Source organism: Thermodesulforhabdaceae bacterium (assembly GCA_037482015.1).
In the GTDB taxonomy this organism is placed as follows: Bacteria; Desulfobacterota; Syntrophobacteria; order Syntrophobacterales; family Thermodesulforhabdaceae; genus JAOACS01.
The window spans coordinates 401854-421884 of the sequence record JBBFKT010000001.1 but is presented as its reverse complement, the minus strand read 5'-3'; the positions used below and the strand labels follow the sequence as shown (position 1 = coordinate 421884).

13 protein-coding genes and 1 tRNA gene are annotated in these 20031 nt (G+C 44.5%); 3 read left to right on the top strand and 11 right to left on the bottom strand.

Features of this window, described 5'->3' with window-relative positions; translation table 11 throughout:
• Positions 1 to 93: 93 nt before the first annotated feature.
• From polA to WHS38_01885, 4 genes are read right to left on the bottom strand one after another with little or no spacing between them, the layout of a single operon-like run.
• Positions 94 to 2895, bottom strand: a complete 2802-nt coding sequence (gene polA / locus WHS38_01900; GenBank protein MEJ5299721.1) for a DNA polymerase I — start codon at positions 2893 to 2895, stop codon at positions 94 to 96.
• Positions 2858 to 3640, bottom strand: coding sequence for an ATP-binding protein (locus WHS38_01895; GenBank protein MEJ5299720.1), 783 nt, complete (start codon positions 3638 to 3640; stop codon positions 2858 to 2860). Before WHS38_01895 ends, polA begins: the two co-directional genes overlap by 38 nt.
• A gap of 28 nt (positions 3641 to 3668) precedes the next feature.
• Entirely contained in the window at positions 3669 to 4874 is a 1206-nt protein-coding gene (locus tag WHS38_01890) for a hypothetical protein (protein ID MEJ5299719.1), read from the bottom strand.
• Positions 4875 to 4876: 2 nt separating this feature from the next.
• Complete coding sequence (locus WHS38_01885; GenBank protein ID MEJ5299718.1) at positions 4877 to 5725, bottom strand: MoxR family ATPase; 849 nt, start codon at positions 5723 to 5725, stop codon at positions 4877 to 4879.
• A gap of 187 nt (positions 5726 to 5912) precedes the next feature.
• Here WHS38_01885 and WHS38_01880 point away from each other — a divergent pair.
• The 3 genes from WHS38_01880 (at position 5913) to WHS38_01870 (ending at position 11587) form a co-directional block, all read left to right on the top strand.
• Positions 5913 to 5990: transfer RNA gene (locus WHS38_01880), tRNA-Glu, on the top strand.
• Between the two features lie 91 nt (positions 5991 to 6081).
• Positions 6082 to 8991 carry a transporter substrate-binding domain-containing protein gene (locus WHS38_01875; protein MEJ5299717.1) on the top strand — a complete coding sequence of 970 codons (2910 nt, stop codon included), beginning with the start codon at positions 6082 to 6084 and terminating at the stop codon, positions 8989 to 8991.
• A 127-nt stretch (positions 8992 to 9118) separates the two neighbouring features.
• Positions 9119 to 11587, top strand: a complete 2469-nt coding sequence (locus WHS38_01870; GenBank protein ID MEJ5299716.1) for a methyl-accepting chemotaxis protein — start codon at positions 9119 to 9121, stop codon at positions 11585 to 11587.
• 582 nt (positions 11588 to 12169) lie between these two features.
• On the opposite strand, the gene WHS38_01865 is transcribed toward WHS38_01870, so the two are convergent.
• The 7 genes from WHS38_01865 to thrS form a co-directional block, all read right to left on the bottom strand.
• Positions 12170 to 12514 (bottom strand): PilZ domain-containing protein, encoded by a 345-nt coding sequence (locus WHS38_01865; protein ID MEJ5299715.1) that lies wholly within the window; start codon positions 12512 to 12514, stop codon positions 12170 to 12172.
• A gap of 4 nt (positions 12515 to 12518) precedes the next feature.
• Positions 12519 to 14930 carry a phenylalanine--tRNA ligase subunit beta gene (gene pheT / locus WHS38_01860; protein MEJ5299714.1) on the bottom strand — a complete coding sequence of 804 codons (2412 nt, stop codon included), beginning with the start codon at positions 14928 to 14930 and terminating at the stop codon, positions 12519 to 12521.
• A gap of 122 nt (positions 14931 to 15052) precedes the next feature.
• Positions 15053 to 16099 carry a phenylalanine--tRNA ligase subunit alpha gene (gene pheS, locus WHS38_01855; GenBank protein ID MEJ5299713.1) on the bottom strand — a complete coding sequence of 349 codons (1047 nt, stop codon included), beginning with the start codon at positions 16097 to 16099 and terminating at the stop codon, positions 15053 to 15055.
• A gap of 102 nt (positions 16100 to 16201) precedes the next feature.
• Positions 16202 to 16564: a 50S ribosomal protein L20 gene (rplT, locus tag WHS38_01850; GenBank protein MEJ5299712.1), complete on the bottom strand. Its 363-nt coding sequence runs from the start codon at positions 16562 to 16564 to the stop codon at positions 16202 to 16204.
• 39 nt (positions 16565 to 16603) lie between these two features.
• Entirely contained in the window at positions 16604 to 16804 is a 201-nt protein-coding gene (rpmI, locus tag WHS38_01845; GenBank protein ID MEJ5299711.1) for a 50S ribosomal protein L35, read from the bottom strand.
• A 295-nt stretch (positions 16805 to 17099) separates the two neighbouring features.
• Positions 17100 to 17612: a translation initiation factor IF-3 gene (infC, locus tag WHS38_01840; GenBank protein ID MEJ5299710.1), complete on the bottom strand. Its 513-nt coding sequence runs from the start codon at positions 17610 to 17612 to the stop codon at positions 17100 to 17102.
• Positions 17613 to 17631: 19 nt separating this feature from the next.
• Positions 17632 to 19572 (bottom strand): threonine--tRNA ligase, encoded by a 1941-nt coding sequence (thrS, locus tag WHS38_01835; GenBank protein MEJ5299709.1) that lies wholly within the window; start codon positions 19570 to 19572, stop codon positions 17632 to 17634.
• Positions 19573 to 20031 lie beyond the last annotated feature (459 nt).

Below are 20031 nucleotides of genomic sequence, written 5' to 3'. Positions count from 1 at the left end.
AATCGAAGATTTTCAAAAAATTCGAGAGCCTTATAAAAACAATTTCAAATCCCATCGTAAACCGCCCTAAATATCAAGGGCGGTTTTGATTTTTTAAGAATGTGCTTCTGCCCAGTTTAATCCATTCCCAACATCCACTTGAAGAGGCACTCGCAGGGAACAAACCCCTTCCATCAGATTTTTAACTATCTCACCTACATCCTTACAGATTTCTTCTGGAACTTCAAAAACCAGCTCATCATGAACCTGAAGAATAAGCATTGCTGCTGGATAGTTTTTCTTAAGCTCCCGATGAATATTAACCATTGCTTTCTTAATGATATCAGCCGCCGTGCCCTGAATAACGGTATTAAACGCAAGTCTTTCGCCTTGCTGACGAACCGTCTTGTTTTGACTCTTTATCTCTGGAATCCACCGCTTCCTGCCAAAAAGAGTCTGAACAAAGCCCTTTTCACGAGCCAACTCTATTGTTTCTTCAAAAAACTGTTTAACCCCTTTATATCTTTCAAAATATCTATCGATGATCTGTTTGGCTTCAGACTGGCTAATACCAAGTGATTTTGAAAGCTTATAGGGTCCCATCCCATAGATAATCCCAAAATTAATCGTCTTAGCCTGGCGTCTCATCTCCGAAGTGACATCTTCGATCGGCACATGAAAGATCTCCGAAGCTGTTCTATTGTGGATGTCTTCTCCAAATTTGAAAGCTTCCACAAGTCCATCATCGCCACTATAGTGAGCCAGAATACGAAGTTCTATTTGGGAATAATCTGCAGCGATCAACCTATAACCCTTCTGGGGTATGAAGGCTTCTCGAATCCGACGCCCCTCCTCTGTTCTTATAGGAATGTTCTGAAGGTTTGGGTTGGAGCTGCTGAGCCGCCCCGTAGCGGTTACAGTCTGGTTGTAAGAAGTGTGTATCCTTCCTGTAAAAGGATTAACAAGCTCAGGAAGTTTATCCACATAAGTGTTTTTAAGCTTTGCAAGCGTGCGATAGGCAAGAATCTCCTGAGCTATGGGGTGATGAAGAGCTAATTCCTCCAAGACCCTCATATCGGTAGATGATCCTGTCTTGGTTTTTTTAACGATCGGAAGCTTGAGCTTGTCAAAAAGCACGACGGCTAACTGCTTTGGAGACTGAATGTTAAAGCGCTCTCCCACCATACCATAGATGCGTTCTTCCTGCTCCTGGAGCCTTACTTCAAACTCTTTGGCTAGATCCCGGAGTTTTTCTGCATCTACCAGCACACCGTTAAGTTCCATCCGAGCAAGAACTTCGATAAGAGGAAGTTCAAGATCGGTGTAAAGCTCCCACAGAGATTCTTCATCAAGACGTTTTTTAAGAACAGGTATCAGCCGCTGCACAACCTCGGCATCCGCTCCGGCATATTCCGCTGCCAATTCTAAGGGCACATCCTCAAAGGAAATTTGTTGCTGTTTTCTTCTCCTGGACTCTGCAGGAGTTTCATCTTCGTCATTGCCTTCATCATCATAAACCGGGGTGGTAACTTCACGGTAGGTTTTCATTATTTCCCCGAGATAACGTTCAGCCATCCACTTGAGTCCATGAGTTCGCTGACCGGGGTCGAGAAGGTAGCTCGCTACAATAGTGTCAAATCTTATTCCCCGCAATTCAATGCCATACCTTTTCAAAACCATCAGTTCATACTTGAGATTCTGCCCATACTTGGAAATTTTATCATCTTCAAGAACTGGCTTAACGGTGTCTATGAACTCCCCTACCCTCAACCCCTCTTTATTTTTTCCTTCTTTGACAACAGACACATAAAAGGCTTCCTGCGGCTTAACCGAAAAGGCACAACCAACAATCTCCGCCAGCATAGGGTCTTCCGAGGATGTTTCCAGATCGATAGAAACAGCTCGATATTTCCTGATTTCCGCTACGACCTGCTCAAGTTCTTCCATGGATCTGACAATTGTAACCTGTCTTGCAGGTTGAGAATCAGCCATTTGAGGAACAACAGCTTCGCTTTCACGGGGGGAGGAATCTGACATAAAAGCAGAAAGTTCTCTTAGAAAACTCCTAAAACCGAGTTCTTCATAAAATTCCTTCAAAGCCTCTATCTCAGGTTCTCGCTTCGTAAACCTTTCCAGATCTATAGATTCGGCAAAGTCTTCCTTAAGAAGAACAAGGCTTTTTGAAAGAAGTGCTTCTTGCTCATGTTCCAGGAGACGTTTCTGAAGTTGAGCATCCTCCGAGAGTTCTCCTCGATGTGCCGCTTCGAGCAATTCTTCAAGGCTTGGATACCGTTTTAGAAGTTTCACAGCCCCCTTTTCTCCTATGCCCGCAACTCCCGGCACATCATCGCTTTTGTCGCCAACAATAGCAAGGAAGTCTGTAACCCTGGAAGGCGGAACCCCTATCTTCTCTTCCACAGCTTTTTCGTCATACCATTGATCTCGCTGTGGATCCCACTGAATCACCCGGGGGGATTCGATCAACTGGTGCAAATCCTTATCTCCGGAAACTATCACTACATTATAACCTCCTTCTTTTGCCCACCTGACTGCCGAAGCAATAAGGTCATCGGCTTCATACTGAGGCTCTTCCCACCGGGGAATACCCATAAGATCTATAAGCTTTTTTATATAGCCAACCTGAACGATGAGATCTTCTGGCATTACTTCTCGTCGTTTCTTGTAATCAGCATAAAGATCATGACGCAATTTTTTCCCCGGAGCATCAAAAACCACGCAGATGTATGAAGGATTCTTTTCCTTGAGAACCTTGTGTAGCATTTGAGCAAAGCCGTAGATGGCTCTGGTAGGAACTCCTTTTGGGCTCGTTAAAGCCGCCTTAACACCGTAGTAAGCTCGATAAAGATAAGAACTCCCATCAATCAGATAAATCGTCTTGTTCTGGTTTGCCGTCATTCATTCTTCCTCCATTAAGGGGTGGGGGAAGATATTCTAAGTTTACATTACTCATTGCGCGAAAAATATTTCCCCTGATTTTACTATTGGTTCTGTAAAGATTCCCGAGAAGTTCCTTGATCAAGGCTCGCCTGCCCTTAGATGCTGAGGGACAAGGATTTGCCACGCTAGGAAGTCCCTTTTCTTTTACAAATCTTTCAATTTTTTGCGCCGGCATGAGCACAAGAGGGCGAATGACCACCAGTTCGCCGCCAAAAAATTCCTGCCGTGGTAGCATTGTGGAAATCTGTCCTGAATAACAAACATTCAGGAAAAAGGTTTCTATGATGTCGTCCTGATTATGTCCAAAGGCTATCTTGTTACATCCGCGATTCCATGCCGCTCTAAAAAGCATCATTCGCCTGAGTCTTGAACAGAGAAAACACGGATTTTCTCGATTTTCTTTGCTGTGAGCCTTCGTCCCAAAATCTGTTCTTATAATCTCGTAAGGTATAGAACTGTCTTTTAACATAGTTTCTACGATATTCGGCATTTCGGGATCAAACCCCAAATCCACATACACAGCAAAGAGTTCATAACGGATGGGAATATAGCTTAATCGCTCTTTCAGCATGTAAAGAAGCAGCATACTGTCTTTTCCGCCAGAAAAGGCAACAGCGATTCTATCTCCATCATCTATAAGCCCATAACCGTGAACAGCTTTACCAAAAAGATGTTTAATTTCTCCTTCCAAATAAGCGCCCATTTGATATTTACAACCCTTTATCTGTTTACTAAAGCACATCAACTGTTGATCCCTGAACATTAAGATATTCCACTGCCCTTTTAAGCCCACCGAGAGTTAAATCCTCCATGTGGAATATGGAAGCGATGCGGCGTATCGTTAAGCTTTCATACCTCCAGAGATCCTTTTTTATCGGGTTGAGCCATACGCTTGCCGGAAAAGCTTTCCTTAGCTCCTGAAGCCATTGATAACCCGGTTTTCTCACTGCGCTGAACATATCTATGGATCCAAAGGATGCCATCAGTTCCGATGGCGCCATATTTGCGTCGCCGATGATAATAAGCCTTGCTTTGGGACCAAGCTGGAGGAGGTCATCCCACTTCAAAGGTTTCGTGCGTTGAGGATCCTTATAAACAACGCCGTAGATACAGTTATGAAAGTAATAATAGCGAACATGTTCAAAGGTATCTCGAATCCTGCGAAATATTGTCTTCACCAGAGGAATGTAAGGGGTCATGGAATATCCACCGTTATCAAGCAAAACCACTATTTCAACTTTATTACGGAGTTCTCGCCTGAATATAAGCTCGATTTCACCACCATTTTTCGCCGTGCGATAGATTGTTTCATCCACATCCAGTTCAGCGAGAGGACCTACAGGACGAAGACTTTTCATACTTGAAAGCACCTGACGGAGGTTTTCCTTTGTGAGAGGAGCATCGTCGGCGTAGTTTATGTATCTTCGCTCCCCTATGACTTTTCTGGCTGTGCCATGAACGCTCGATCCATAAACTCGAATACCTCCATCCTGGGGCGAAGAAGCACTGTGCCCAAAAGGCGATCCACCTCTGGTGCCAACCCAGCGGGATCCCCCTGAGTGGGCTTCCCGCTGAGCCATAACAGTTTCCCAGAAACGGCGTATAAGTTCTTCCATGGGTAGCGACTCAGTTTCCTGAAGGCTTAATCGTCCCGCTCTAATTTCCTCATCAAGCCATCGCTTAAAAGGCTTTGAATTAAAGAGATCCTCCCATTCCTGAAGAATCTTTGCCCCATCTCGACCGTAAAAATATGCCGCAAAGGTTTGTTCAAACAGATCGTAGTGTTCAACTCGTTTTACAAATATGAGCCTGGTCACAAGGAAAAGCGAATCTATGTCCCGCACAAGACCTTTTTTAACAGCTTTATAAAAATCCATGATGCCGTGAAGAGTTACCGGAATGCCGGCGTCACGGAGCTTGTAAAAAAACTCTATCATGGTCAAAACCTTTCCTTCCGCCCAATTCCTTTGAACTTCAGAATATCTTCTGTTCGCTTAAGTAAAGTCCCAATAAAAGGTATATCTCTACCGGCCCCGGGACCACCCAAACCAGCAGATCTCATGGCGCCGATCCAATCTAAGAGTTCAGCCGTTGCAGGAGGTTTTTCAAATTCCTGCTCTCTCAAACGATAAAAAACCGTAAGGCAGGCATCCAAAAAGGCATCGGAAATGTCGGGGTAATGAAGCTTAACAATTATTGCCATTTCTTCCGGCGACGGAAAAGGAATGTAATGGCAGAAGCATCGACGCAAAAAAGGATCCGAAAGTTCGCGCTTGGCATTGCTCGTAATGATTATAATGGGCTTTACCTTAGCCTGAATCTTATGGTTGATTTCTCGAATGATAAAAGAACCTTCTTCCAGCACATCAAGAAGGTTATCCTGAGTGTCGGAATCGGTTTTATCTATTTCATCAAGGAGAAGAACTCGGCGATCTTCTGCAATGAAAGCTCTACCTATAGGACCAAAACGTATGTAATCCCAGATATTGTCCACGTTTCTGCCCGAATTTCCCGCGCCAAAGCGGGAGTCGTTCAGACGCAAGACCGTATCGTAAACGTAACAGAGTTCTTCTCCTTTGAAAGTTGATTTACACCGTGCTTCCTCCATTTTAAGGTTCAAAGCTCTAGCGATTTCGTAAGCAAGTCTTGTTTTGCCGGTTCCAGCTTCTCCGGTTAGAAGAAGCGGCTTTTCCATTGAGATGGCGATGTTTACAATCTCCCGAAGTTCCGGGTTAAGATAATACCGATCAGTGCCTTCAAAACGAAGAGTTGTCGATGCTGTTCCCATGTTTCCCCCTCTCTTACGTGACATTGCCTTTAGAGCATCCTCGTAAGATAGCTTCTCAATTTTTGCCATTTTTGGCAATAGCAAGTAAGACTACAAACATGCTTTCACAATTTTAAGGAAATTTTACTAAAAATACTTGACTTGGTATTTCAATTCATAGTAGAAGCTTTTCGCCTTTAAGGTAAGCGTCCCCATCGTCTAGCCAGGTCCAGGACACCGGCCTTTCACGCCGGCAACAGGGGTTCAAATCCCCTTGGGGACGCCATAAAAATTCTTCCATTAAATCTCCACTTATGCTACATGTCCCATGATCCTCCAAAAAAACAGCGTCTTAACCCAAATCTCAGGGATGTTCTATGATCCAGCTAAGGAAGTTTTCTTTATTCGTTCTATTTCTCGTTCTAGGGTTGAGCCCACCTACTTACGCTACAACTCCCTACATTGTTGGAATCTACGAAAATCCACCTCTAGCTTTCACCGAAAACAACGAACCGAAGGGGTTCCTAGTTGAACTTCTAGAGTACGTCGCTCGAGAAGAAGGTTGGGAATTAACTTTTATTAAATGTGATTGGTCAGAATGTCTGGATAATCTTGAAAAAGGTTTTATTGATTTCCTTCTTCCCTTAGCCTTTTCGCCCCAAAGAGCAGAACGTTTTGACTTTGGTAAAACCAATCTTCTCATAAACTGGGGAGAACTTTATTGCAGGAAAAATGTTACATTGAATTCCATAACCGACCTTGAAGGAAAAACCATCGCAATAGTTCCAAAGGGCATATACGCTGAGGCATTCCAAAATATGATCAGTAATCTTGGCATAAGTAACGTAAATTATGTCATGGCAAATGATCACGAAGAAGTTTTTCGCCTTATTTCAGATCACCGGGTCGAGGCCGGTGTTGCAAGTCGTTTTGCAGGATTTGCTTTCCTAGATCGTTACCCAGAGGTAGGAAGAACTATTATAACATTTAGTCCTACAGGGCTTAGAATAGCCGCAACTAAAGGAAAACACATCTATTTTCTTAATCGGTTGGACGAAAAAATAGAAACTCTCAAAAAAGATTCAAATTCTATTTATTATAGACTTGCTGAGATCTGGATTTTCAAATCGCCTTCGAGAATCAAAAAATGGATTTACTGGCTGGTGATAGGATCCCTGCTTATATCAGCCGTAATGCTTGTCATTATTGTTGCCCTTAGATCAATAATCGCTCAAAAAACAAAAACTTTATATAAGACAATTGAAAATCTTAACAACGAACTCAGGAAAAATGAACATCTTCGTCAAACTATTTTTGAACAAAACCAGTTCAGTCAGTCTCTAATTGAAAACATTCAAACAGGAATTGTAGTTTGTGACGGAGATGGCAAAATTTTAAATTGGAATACTAAAGCAATAAAATGGCTGAAAGATATTAAAGAAGCGGAATCCAACGGCTCACCTGTCTGGCAAATTTTTCCTGAAGCGTCATCCGAAAAACTTGAACAAGCTTTTGAGTGTGTTCTTCAGGGCTACGATCAACAGATAGAAATCGAATTTACACAAGATTCTCCTGCGATAGCCCAGGTTTCTCTACGCCGCATTGTATCTCAAAATGTTTATGTGCTTATCCTTATTCAAGACATAACAAAGCTTAAGGAAGCTATTAGGTATCATGAAGGAAGATGGTCTTTCCTTCAGCAAATTGTCGATAAGATGCCCCTGCCTTTATTTATCATTGATTCAGAAGGAAAGGTTACTGTTTGGAATGATGCATCTGAACGCTTAACAGGTATGTCCAGAAAAGATGTACTCCATCGTTCCCTTGATCTTTCTCCACTTTTTTTGGGGGGTAAGAAACCAGTCATACCAGCTTCGCTTCTTATAAATCTTGAACCTGCCGAGATTGAAGAGCTTTCTAACGGTATAATCAAAATGTCCACTGAATTTCCAGAAGCTGTTGAAACAACAGGCTGGATCTGGGCAAAGGAAGAGAAGCGATACGTTAAAATCCTGGCAAGTCGTTTGAGAGACGACAAAGGAAACATTATAGGTTACTTTCAGTGCGCAAGAGACATCACGGGCGAAATACACCTTCAAAAGTCTCTTGCAGAAGCTCAAAAAGCCGAAACTATATCACACCTTACATCAGTCTTTACCCACGAGTTAAACAACATTCTCACAATAATTCTTGGCTTATGTGATATGATTTCTATCAATATCGGTCAGTCTCACCAGATAGAATCATACCTTAATCTTATAAAGGACACTGTAAATAGAGGCGCCACCATATCGAATTATTTTCAGAAAATGGGACAAAAAGACGAATCTTTCGTTGAAAAAAGATCCTTTAATGAACTTGTTCAGGAAGTTCTCAGCCCCCTTATCCAATTGCTTAGTGACAACGCTACAATTGAATGTTCCTTTGATCCTCAGGTAGGCTCTGTTCGTGTAAGACGCACAGAGTTCGAAGCTGTGGTGTTTCGCCTGCTTGTCGGGGATCGACAGGAACTAATGTTGCCTAATAAAATATCACTTAAAACCAAACGTAAAAGGCTCCGCTCTGCTTTCACTACTCCAGAAGTCCGCATTCCACCAGGCACATATTCCGTGCTATCAATAACCTATGAAGCTGATGAAGCATTAAGCTTTTCCAATGAAGAGCCTATGGATTTAAACGACTTGCAGTCCTATACCCATTCACCCGCTAAATCTTTAGGGATCGCCTTTAGCAAATTCAAAAAGATCTTGTTCTCTTTCATATCTCAAATGGTGGGACAAGCAGGGGGATACGTAAACCTCGAAAAATTAGAAAACAAAATAGAAGTTGAACTTTACTTTCCCGTGGAAAGTGAAGGTATAGAAAGTGAACTCAAACCGGAAATTAAGGTTCTTCAAGGAAAAACGGTTTTTATAGTAGAAGACGACCAGGCTTTGAGAAATATGATCAAGGCGTCCCTCAAGTTTTATGGCGCTTTGGTTCTAGAAGCTTCAAGTGAAAGCGAAGCCAGGTCTCTATGGCAAGAACTCAAGAACCACGTGGATATTGTGATCCTAGATGTGGTTTTTCCAGAAGGGGATGGAATAAGCTTATTCCAGTCTATGAAAGCCGACCGACCATCTCTTCCGGCATTATTTATCTCGGGTTATGGGGAATCGAGGCTAAACCAGGTGCTGGAATATGAAAAAACACGATTTCTCCCCAAACCCTTTACTGTTTCAAAGCTTATCAAGACCATTGTAGAATTTTTATCAGAAACTGACACAAATCACGAAGAAACTTCTTAGGTTATTATAAAGGTTGTTAAGTTTATTAAAAGCCAGATTTTTGCCTAATTATAAAGGATGATGGCACCTTTAATTGAACCAATAATACTTCCCATGAAGGGAGGAGGAGGAGGAGGAGGAGGAAATTATGACGATAGGCAAGAAAGTCGCAGGTGGTTTTCTAGCAGTTATCGCATGCCTTATTGTGCTTTCTGTGGGAGTGTATCTAAGCATTGGTAGCATTCTTACAAAGGCGCAGAACATCATAGCCCTTAAGAAATGGCCCCAATACATCACAGAAATTAAGCTTTCAGAATCGCAGTGGCTCAGCGCCCTTTCGGAATACGTTGGCAGCACGAAAGGAAAACTCTCTGCAAACACCGACCCGGCTAAATCCGCTGTGGGAAAATTCCTTGCAGGATCTGAACGTGCCGAATTCGAAAAAACCTTCCCTGACTCAAAAGAAGCTCTGAGAAAACTTGAAGAATCCCACAAAAAACTCTACGAAGCCGTCCAGAAGATAGCCTCCATTCAAAGAGTAGAACATACCGGTGTGAGAACTTATCTTCTGCAAACTGTGCTCAAAGACCATCAGAATTTCCTCGCAGAAGTTAATCTTCAAACAGAACGAGAAATAGCCGGTCTTTTAACATACCAGATGCTTACAAGAAACGTGGTCCAGTCTGCTATTACCATGATCAAAGGCGTTGCCGAAGACAGTTCCCTTGGAACAATCGCTCAGCGGCAGGAAATTGCCAAAAAACTCATAAAAAGTCTCCGATATGGTCCTGAAGGAAAAGATTATATCTGGATAAATGATCTTCATCCCACAATGGTCATGCATCCATACAAGCCTGAACTCGATGGAAAAGATCTTACAAACTTTGCAGACAAAAAAGGGAAAAAACTCTTTGTGGAATTTGCAAACGTTTGCAAGAAAAAAGGTTCTGGCTTCGTCATGTATTACTGGCCCAAGTATTCCGAACAGGACGCGGTGCCTAAAATCTCCTACGTGCAGCTTTTCGAACCCTGGGGATGGGTTTTGGGAACGGGAGTTTACCTGGATGAAAGAAACGAAGCCCTCATGAAAAGAGCGGAAGCCTTCGAAAAGGGCGAACCCTTTACGATCACAGCACAGCTCAAAGAGTGGAAAGCCTATATGACACCTGAAATGAACGCCTGGGCACAGGATATACCTGCTCTGGCTAAAGCCATCCCAGAGATGGAAAAAATCAACCTCACCATGCGGGAAGCAAAGAAGAAAATAGAAGACGCCATAAACAGGCTTTCCACAGACGATGCTCTTCATGAGATTGAAAACACTCTCCGCCCCAATCTCGCAAAGATGGAAGAACTCGTTGGTGAAGTGGTTAGAATAGAAACAGAAATTAGAGAAGCAAATGCGGCTATAAGCAAGATCTTCAACGAAGAACTCCTTCCCGCTTACAAAAACTGCTGGAATGCTCTGGAAGAGATTGAAAAGGTAATAAGTAAGACTGTGGTATCAGAAACGGTCCTCGCTGACATGGTTGCAAAAACCAGAGGTTTCATCGCCATAGTGTCTGTGGTCATACTTGCCGTTGCGGTCATTATGGCACTTCTTCTGGTAAGACACATTACCAGGTCACTTACCGACATAGCAAAAAGCATGGGCGAAGCGGTGGATCAGGTAGCTACTGCGGCCGTTGAAGTTTCATCCACAAGCCAGAGTCTTGCAGAAGGTGCATCCCAACAGGCGGCATCACTTGAGGAAACAGCGTCGGCTCTTGAAGAAATGTCTTCTATGTCAACTCAAAATTCCCATAACGCATCACAAGCAAACAGCATGGTTCAGGAGACGGCAAAAGCGGTAAAAGATGCCATCGAAGCAATGAGCAAACTGGTAAATTCCATAAGAGACATCGATAAAGCCAGCGAAGAAACAGAAAAAATCATAAAGACAATTGATGAGATTGCCTTCCAGACGAATTTACTTGCTCTCAATGCGGCGGTGGAGGCTGCTCGAGCAGGAGAAGCTGGCGCAGGATTTGCCGTTGTGGCTGATGAGGTGCGAGCCCTTGCTATGAGAGCCGCCGAAGCGGCAAAAAACACAGCAGGACTTATAGAAAACACAAGAAAGCGAGTTCAGGAAGGAGTCAGTTACGTAAGTCTAACCGATGAAGCTCTAAGAAGTGTTGAAACCAGATCAACCAAGATTACGGAACTCATCGGAGAAATTGCTGCTGCATCAAACGAACAGGCTGAGGGAGTTTCTCAGATCAACAAAGCAGTTTCTGACATGGATAAAGTGGTTCAAAGCACGGCGGCAAGTGCAGAAGAAGCAGCGGCGGCGGCTGAAGAATTGAATGCTCAGGCTCAACAACTTCGAGCAAATGTTCAAGAACTAATGCGTTTCGTAACAGGACAGGACATTGTGAGAGTTGAACGAGTAGCTAAACCAGTTCGAACACTCAAAAGACCTGAAGTTCCAACCGCTTCTAAAGCTTTGAAGACTGGGGGAACAGCCACTAAAACTCCGGCAAAGCCGGTTCAGCCCAAAGAAGGTGCACCCAAACCAAAACGAGAAGTTTCCCCGGAGGAAGTAATACCTCTGGACGATGATTTCAAAGACTTCTAGAAAAGAATGAGGGGACAAAAAGAATTTCTCTGTCCCCTCATAACTGTAACCATATTGGGATAGGGGAGGTCAATTTGACCGATCCCCTCCCACACCACCCGGCATGCGGGTCCGCACCGGGCGGTTCGAGAAGTTGAGTCGAATTTACGCCACTTCGCCTTGATCACGAGAGCTTCGCAAACAATTGCCCGTTCGCCCTGCTCCACACTCCCTCCCCGTTGACGGGGAGGGTCAGGGAGGGGTCCAGTTCTTATCCATCGGTTCGCAGTTTCGTTCCGCGTTTCCTCCCCACTCTCGGTCACCCTCGTGCAGCTGCGCTTCCTTTTGCTCGCTGTGATCAACTCACGGGAGGACTTTCACCTCCAGGAGCATGCCCATGCCGGGCGCACTGATTGTAGGGGCACGGCATGCCGTGCCCCTACATTTATCTGCTGAACCATACGTTGGGTCGTTTTTAGCTACCTGAGTCTGGGAAGGTCTTCCAGGCTGGGTTTCGTCCCTGCCTTTTCTATGTTTCGCCACCACATAAGGGAAATTTTAGAACACCCTCACAACAACATTGCTCTCTTTGTTGTTTCTCCTTTATGAGTAGAAAAACTTTAAAGGATCTCCCTGAGGATGGTATCTAAAAGCCATGGTTGAAAATAGAGACTGCAAATCATGAGAAAGCTTATCGAACTTAATGCCACAACCTTTGGGAACAGCGGGATCGGTCCCACCGAAGGGATTCGTCCATACGACTTCACCTTCTACTTCTACCGCATTTTGAGTCTCGGGAAAACGTATCTTTAGCTTTACCTTTTCCCCAAGCATGGGGGGTTGATCCATTAGCACCAGCATACCCGAAGGACCAAAATTGGTCGACGTTCCCGGAAAAATCTCATCTCCAAGATACACTATCACCTGAACCGGCTTTGGTTGAGACATGGTTCTACCTCAGTTCAACCTTAAAGCGTTCCACCACTCTTTTCACGATTTTTTCGTGAAGGTGGTTAACCTCTTCATCCGTAAGGCTTTTCTCTGACGATCTATAGACCAGCCGGTATCCAACACTCTTTTTGCCCTCACCAATTTGCGGGCTCTTGAAAATATCGAATACTTCGACACTTTCCAGAAGTGGTTCTTTAAGGGATTTGATAAAGTCGATCCCTCTCTGAACAGGGAAGTTTTCATCAGCCACGATAGCGATGTCTCTAATCACAGACGGATATTTTGGCAAAGGACGAAATCTAGGCAAGGCGCCTCGAAGGGCAAAAAGTTTTTCGTAGTTCATTTCAAGAAGCCACACGGGTTGCTTTATATCAAACCGCTCAGCCACTCGAAGATCTAACAAACCAACTTTTCCAACCAGCTCGCCATTAACAATAATGTCGGCAGATGAAGCCGCATCCAGGTATGGTGTTCGAGCGCGATCTATAAGCTCGAAAGTAGCATTGTCTATTCGGAAAAAGCTCAGCACCGCATCAGCAATACCTTTAATGTCCGCATATTCAACTTCATCATCACCACTGTAGAGATAGCTCGGATGGCGTCTTCCAACAAGAGCCACCACCAGATGGAAGTCTTCATGTGGAAGCAAAGCATTCTGACGTCGTATGAAAACCTTGCTCAGTTCAAAAAGTCTCAGATGATCGTTCTGGCGATTCAAGTTAAAGGCAACAGTTTTAAGCATTGATGGGACTAAAGAAGTTCTCATAACGGATTGTTCTTCACTGAGCGGATTAAGAATTTTCACCGGATCGAGACGTTCGTCATTTTCCGGAAGCCCAAGCCTTGTCAGATCGGCAGCAGAGATGAAGGAGTAAGTTACTATTTCCGTCAAGCCAAGCCCTCTGAGGAATTCCTTGAGGTCTTCTCTAACCTGCAAATGCTCGTTTGGTTCAATATCCACCATAAGGACGGGAGGCCTTTCCACGGGAATATTCTGGTAGCCGTAGATTCGAGCAATTTCTTCAGCAAGATCGGCTTCCCTGGTTACATCCTGTCGGAAAGAGGGAGGAGTTACATCAAGATCGCCGTCTTCTCGTTCCCGGACGTCCATCTCAAGGCGCCTTAGAATTGAAGCCATTTCAGTAGCAGAAATATTTGTGCCGAGGTATGAATTTGCTCGAGCCACTCTAAAGTGTATAGTTTTCTTCTGATATGGCCTGGGATAAACATCAATTCTTCCTCTGGCGATTTTACCGCCTGCAAGTTCTTGCATTAACTGAGCGGCTCTATCCAGGGCTCTTATTACTCCTTCCGGATCCACACCTCGCTCAAAGCGATAGCTCGATTCTGTGGCAAGCTTGAGTTTTTTACTCGTCCGGCGCGTTGAAATTGGATCGAACCACGCACTCTCAATGAGAACTCTCGTTGTGCTGGAGTCTATACCTGAAAGTTCCCCACCCATGATACCAGCAACGGCCACAGGTTCTTTTCCATCGCAAATCATGAGAGAATCGTCAGAAAGCACTCGCTCTTGCCCATCAAGAGTAAGGAAGCGATCACCGGCTTTTGCGCATTTCACAACAATACGATGTTCTGCAAGTCGGTCATAATCAAAGGCGTGAAGGGGCTGTCCCAATTCGAGCATCACGTAGTTAGTCACATCAACTATATTGTTTATGGCGCGGACTCCTGCAGATTCCAGCCTATCTTTCATCCATTCAGGGGATTCTTTTATTTCGACGTCGAAAATGACTCTTGCGGCGTAACGGGGACATTTTTCAGGATCTTCAATATCAACTCGTGCAATCGAATCTACCGGCGGACCTTCTTCGGAAAACCTGATCTCTGGATATTTAACCGATGTGCCATAGATAGCCGCCACTTCACGGGCGATTCCAACAACCGAGAGGCAGTCTCCACGGTTAGGGGTAATGGATACATCGAGTATAAAATCATCAATACTGAGCGCTTCATCTAGCGGCAATCCAAGGGGTGTAGAGTCAGGAAGAACCCAGAGACCGGATGCATCATCGGTAAGAGCCAGTTCTTTACCTGAGCAAAGCATTCCCTGTGAGCGTTCACCTCGAATAACTGCTTCTTCAACCTTCATCCCGCTGGGAAGTTCAGCACCGGGTAGAGCTAGAGGCACCACGATACCTTCCCGCACGTTAGGCGCACCGCAAACAACTCTAAATACCGTATTTCCATCAGTCACATCGCAAAGTAACAGCCGATCTGCCTTGGGATGCTTATGGACACCGGTAATTCTTACGGGCACAACTTTCTTAAGATGAGGATATCGAGGCTCAACGCTTTCTACTTCAAGCCCCGCCATTGTAAGCCGTTCGGCAACTTCGCGGGCATCGGCTTCAATATCCACGTAAGACTTAAGCCATCTAAAACTGAATCGCATCCCCTGATCTCTCCGTTTTCTACTCAGTAAAGGCGCCTAGTCATACGCCTTTATAAAATCAAGGATTTATCAGATAGGTTTGTTAACAGGTAAATCGCCTAATAGAGGTATCCACGGGCAGACTAAGCAAACTGCCTGAGAAACCTCACATCGTTTTCAAAAAACAGCCTCAAATCATCGATAGACCATTTAAGCATCGCGATACGTTCTATGCCCATACCAAAGGCAAACCCTGTGACTTCTTCAGGATCGTAACCCACCTTTTCAAAGACGGCTGGATCGACCATGCCGGAACCCAGGATTTCAAGCCAGCCAGTGTAAGAACATACTCGACAACCGCTTCCACCACAAATAACACACTGAATATCCACTTCGGCGCTGGGCTCGGTAAATGGAAAAAAGCTTGGTCTAAAGCGGAGTCCAACGTGAGGACCAAACATACGGTGCACAAAAAGCGTAAGCACTGCCTTCAGGTGGGCAAAGGAAATGTCTTTTCCTACCATCAAGCCTTCTACCTGGTGAAACATAGGGGTGTGAGTCATATCGGAGTCGCAACGGTAGGTTTTGCCAGGAGCAATAATTTGAATCGGTGGACGGCGCTTTTCCATTACTCTAGCCTGGATGGGAGATGTGTGAGTTCGAAGCACTACATCTTCAGAAATATAGAAGGTATCCTGCATGTCTCGAGCCGGATGATCCTTTGGAATATTGAGAGCCTCAAAGTTGTAGTAATCAAGCTCTACTTCTGGTCCTTCAACTACTTCAAACCCCATCTGAGTAAAAATCTGGACGATTTCGTTCGTTACCTGGGTTACCGGGTGGAGTCCACCGATAATCGGGATCCTTCCCGGAATGGTCACATCTATTGTTTCGCGCCGAGCAAGAAGTGCTTCTTTTGCTTGCTCAAGGGCAAGGGTAATAGCTTGTTCCAGCTTATCGCGAGCATCGTTAAGAATACGCCCAACTTCCGGTCTCTTCTCAGGGCTTACCTGACCCAGTCGCTTGAAGAAGCCGGTAATAAACCCTTTACGCCCCAGATATTTTACTCTTAAAGCATCAATAGCCCTGAGATCATTTTTACTTTTTTCAAGCTCATCCAAAGCCTCATTAAGGACTCGCTTTATTTCTTCCTCTTCCGGTATGAGCCTTTCTGCCCCTTCCTGATCCATTTTCCTTCTCCGACCTACCAGGTGTATTCGCCTATCATCTTGTAGGGGCAAACAAGATTAAGAATGCCCCTACCTTAAGGCAGAACGAACTTCACAGTCCTGTTAACCCTGTGCAAGAGCTTCCTTTGCCGTCTCAGCCAGGCGAGAAAAAGCCTCGGGATCGGTGTAGGCGAGTCCTGCAAGGACTTTTCTATCTACATCCACCTGAGCTTTTTTCAAGCCGTCAATAAGCCTGGAATAAGTCAAGCCATTCAATCTAGCAGCGGCGTTTATGCGCTGGATCCAGAGCTTGCGAAAATCACGCTTTTTCTGTTTCCTTCCTCTGTATGCATACTTAAGAGCTCGATCTACTGATTCCGAAGCCTGTCGCAAGAGCTTACCTCGAGCTCCCCGGTAGCCCTTCGCCATTTTAAGAATTTCTTTTCTTCGCCTTCTCGATTTTACAGCTTTTCTAACTCTAGTCATCGACTATACTCCCCTTTATAAGATACCTTTTAGATACTTTTAACTTCCGTATGGAAGAATTCTCTTGATAGCTTTCACGCTTACAGAATCCACCAAGGTCTTCTTTCTAAGATTTCTCTTCCGCTTCCGACTTTTTCCGGTCAAAAGGTGACTTTTATAACCCTTTGCTCTCTTAATTTTACCGGTTCCCGTAAACTTAAATCTTTTGGCAGCTCCCCGATGAGTTTTCATTTTCGGCATCAGAAATCTCCTTTCCTTCCCTATATAATCCCAGGGCATCCGTGGGAAACAAAATCTCTTTTTCTAAACAAGGGCACCTCATGTCGTGCTAGTTACCCCTATTCCCTCGGCCAGACCGTAACTCTTACATCTAACCGGGATGGGTAATTTATGAGCCTTAAGTTTTCATGTCAAGACAAAGCAAAAAAAAGCCCTTTTTTATTTCTCCCTGGGCTGAATAAACTAAAAAAACTTTTTCTAATCTAAAACTCTACAACGGGGCACACACGCAGGTGTGCCCATATAGCAGAAAGTTTTATTCTTTCTTGGGTGACAGAACCATCACCACATTCTTCCCTTCCTCTTTGGGAGAGCTTTCCACTACAGCTTCATCTTTAAGAGCTTCTTCGATTCTCTGAAGCATTTGATAAGCCTGATCTTTATACATCACTTCCCTACCTCGAAGAACAACCGTAACTTTGGCTCTATCCTTCTGGGCAAGGAAGCGTTTGATATGTCTAATTTTTGTCTGAAAATCGTGTTCATCAGTTTTGGGGCGTATTTTAATTTCTTTAACCTGTATAATTGTTTGTTTTTTCTTGGCTTCCTGGCTTTTTTTGCTGAGCTGGTATTTATACCGCCCATAATCCATGATCTTGCAAACAGGGGGATCTGCCTGAGGCGCTACTTCTACTAGATCAAGACCCTCTGCTGCCGCTAATTCCAGTGCTTTTTCTATAGGAACGATCCCTAGCTGGTTACCTTCCGTTCCTATAAGCCTAACCTCCTTTGCTTTGATTTGATTATTGACTCGAACTTCCTTTTCCAGAGCTCTACCCTCCTTTTTACTAAATTACCCTCATACCAAGCCGCCCCTTGGTAGCGGCAAGACACTCCTTATCCACAAGCTCACAAAAGGCTTCTATGCTCATGGGATCGAGCTGAACGCCGTCACGACGGCGAGGGGCAACAGTTCCCGCCTGCATTTCTCGATCTCCAATAACAAGCATGTAAGGAATTTTCTGAAGTTGAGCTTCTCTAATTTTGAAACCGAGCTTTTCATTTCGATCATCCAGCTCGACTCTCATACCCTTTTCTCTTAGAACATCAAACACCTGACGGGCATACTCCAAATGTCTATCTGTTACGGTCAAAATAATTGCCTGAACAGGAGCGATCCACACCGGAAAAGCACCGGCGTAGTGCTCTATCAAAATACCTATGAAACGCTCCATCGCTCCAAGGATTACTCTGTGAAGCATCACAGGACGATGTTTTGCCCCATCCGGTCCAATATACGTGAGATCAAATCGTTCGGGCAATGTAAAATCACACTGTATCGTGGCACATTGCCATTTTCTTTCAAGGGCATCTTTCAGTTTTACATCAATCTTTGGACCGTAAAAGGCTCCCTCCCCTTCGCATATAGCATAAGGGATACCCCTGGATTGAAGCACTTCCATCAATGCCGTAGTGGCTCGCTCCCAGTCTTCATCGGAACCGATGGATTTTTCAGGTCTGGTGCTGATCTCCATCTCGTAAGAAAATCCAAAAATGTCCATAACTTCAATAACAAAATCTATCACACCCTCAATTTCACTGTGAAGCTGTTCTGGGGTGCAAAGAATATGGGCATCATCTTGAGTAAATTGACGGACTCGCAACAGTCCGTGCAAAACTCCCGATTTTTCATGACGATGCACTGTGCCCAGTTCAAAATATCTTAGCGGAAGATCTCTGTAACTGCGAATCTTGGACTTGTAAATCAACATGTGAGCAAGGCAGTTCATGGGCTTTATGCCATATGACTGCCCTTCAATTTCCGTAAAATACATGTTTTCTCGATAATTATCAAAGTGTCCTGAGCGCTTCCAGAGTTCGGTCTTGAGAAGAGTAGGACCCATTACAAGTTGATAGCCTCTTCGAAGATGTTCCTTCTTTTCAAAAATCTCAAGAATGTGTCTAAGCATAGCCCCTTTAGGATGATAAATAACCATCCCGGCGCCAACTTCATCACTGAACTGAAAAAGATCCAGTTCCCGACCAAGGCGCCTATGATCACGTCTCCTGGCTTCTTCAAGAAAGGCAAGATACTTTTTCAGTCCTTCTTCGTCCGGAAAAGCTGTGCCGTATATTCTCTGAAGCATGGGATTTCTTTCATCACCACGCCAGTAAGCGCCAGCAACACTGGTAAGCTTGAAAGCTTTTATATAGCCGGTGTCAGGAACATGGGGACCTCGACACAGATCCACAAAACTACCCTGTTGATAAAGCGAAACAACAGGCTCATTCAATTCTTCGATAATCTCAACTTTATAAGTCTCTCCCGCCTGAGCAAAGAAAGAAATTGCCTCATCCTTAGAAATTTCACGACGCACAAAGGGCTGTCTGGAAGCCACTATTTCTCGCATCTTGGCTTCAATCTTTTCCAGATCATCGTCAGAAAAAGGCTCAGGCACATCAAAGTCGTAGTAAAAGCCATTTTCAATGGCCGGTCCAATAGTAACTCTGGCTTGCGGGAAAAGGGTCTTAACAGCTTCAGCCATCACGTGAGAAGCACTATGCCTTAAGATTTCCAACCCCTCTTCTGATCGCATAGATACAGGCTCTATTTTGCCTCCTTCCCTAAGAGGACGATTCAAATCCACGAGATACCCATTTAGTCTTGCAGCCACCCATTCGGGATCAATCTTTGAGTAAATAGATTTTAAAACTTCCTCTGCCGTTATGCCCGGAGCAAAACTCTTCCTTTGCTCTCCTGATTCAAATTCAATAAGTTCTTCACTCATATCGGTTACCACCCCAATGGTAAAATTATCGTAATTCTTGCCTAAAATTTCTTGCCTGCAAACTAAACCATTTCAGTATTTTTCTATGTCATGATTTTGCAAGATTCACAACAGGAAACAAACAATAAAAGCTATTCCGCTGTAATTTTACGATTCCAATAACTGAGGGTGTTCTAAAAGTTTTACCGACAAGGAGGAAACGCGGAACGAAACTGCGAGCTGATGGACAAGAACCGGACCCCTCCCCAACCCTCCCCGTCAACGGGGAGGGAGTTTGTAGCAGGGTGAGCGGGCAATTGTCTGCGAAGCTCTCGTGATCAAGGCAAAGTGGCGTAAATTCGGCGGTTATGCAGTAGGGGCGCACGGCCGTGCGCCCCTACATGCACCTGAAAGGGTGACGGTGGTGAACCGGAGATAACGATAACCGTCCCGTAGGGGCAGGCCTTGTGCCTGCCCAAT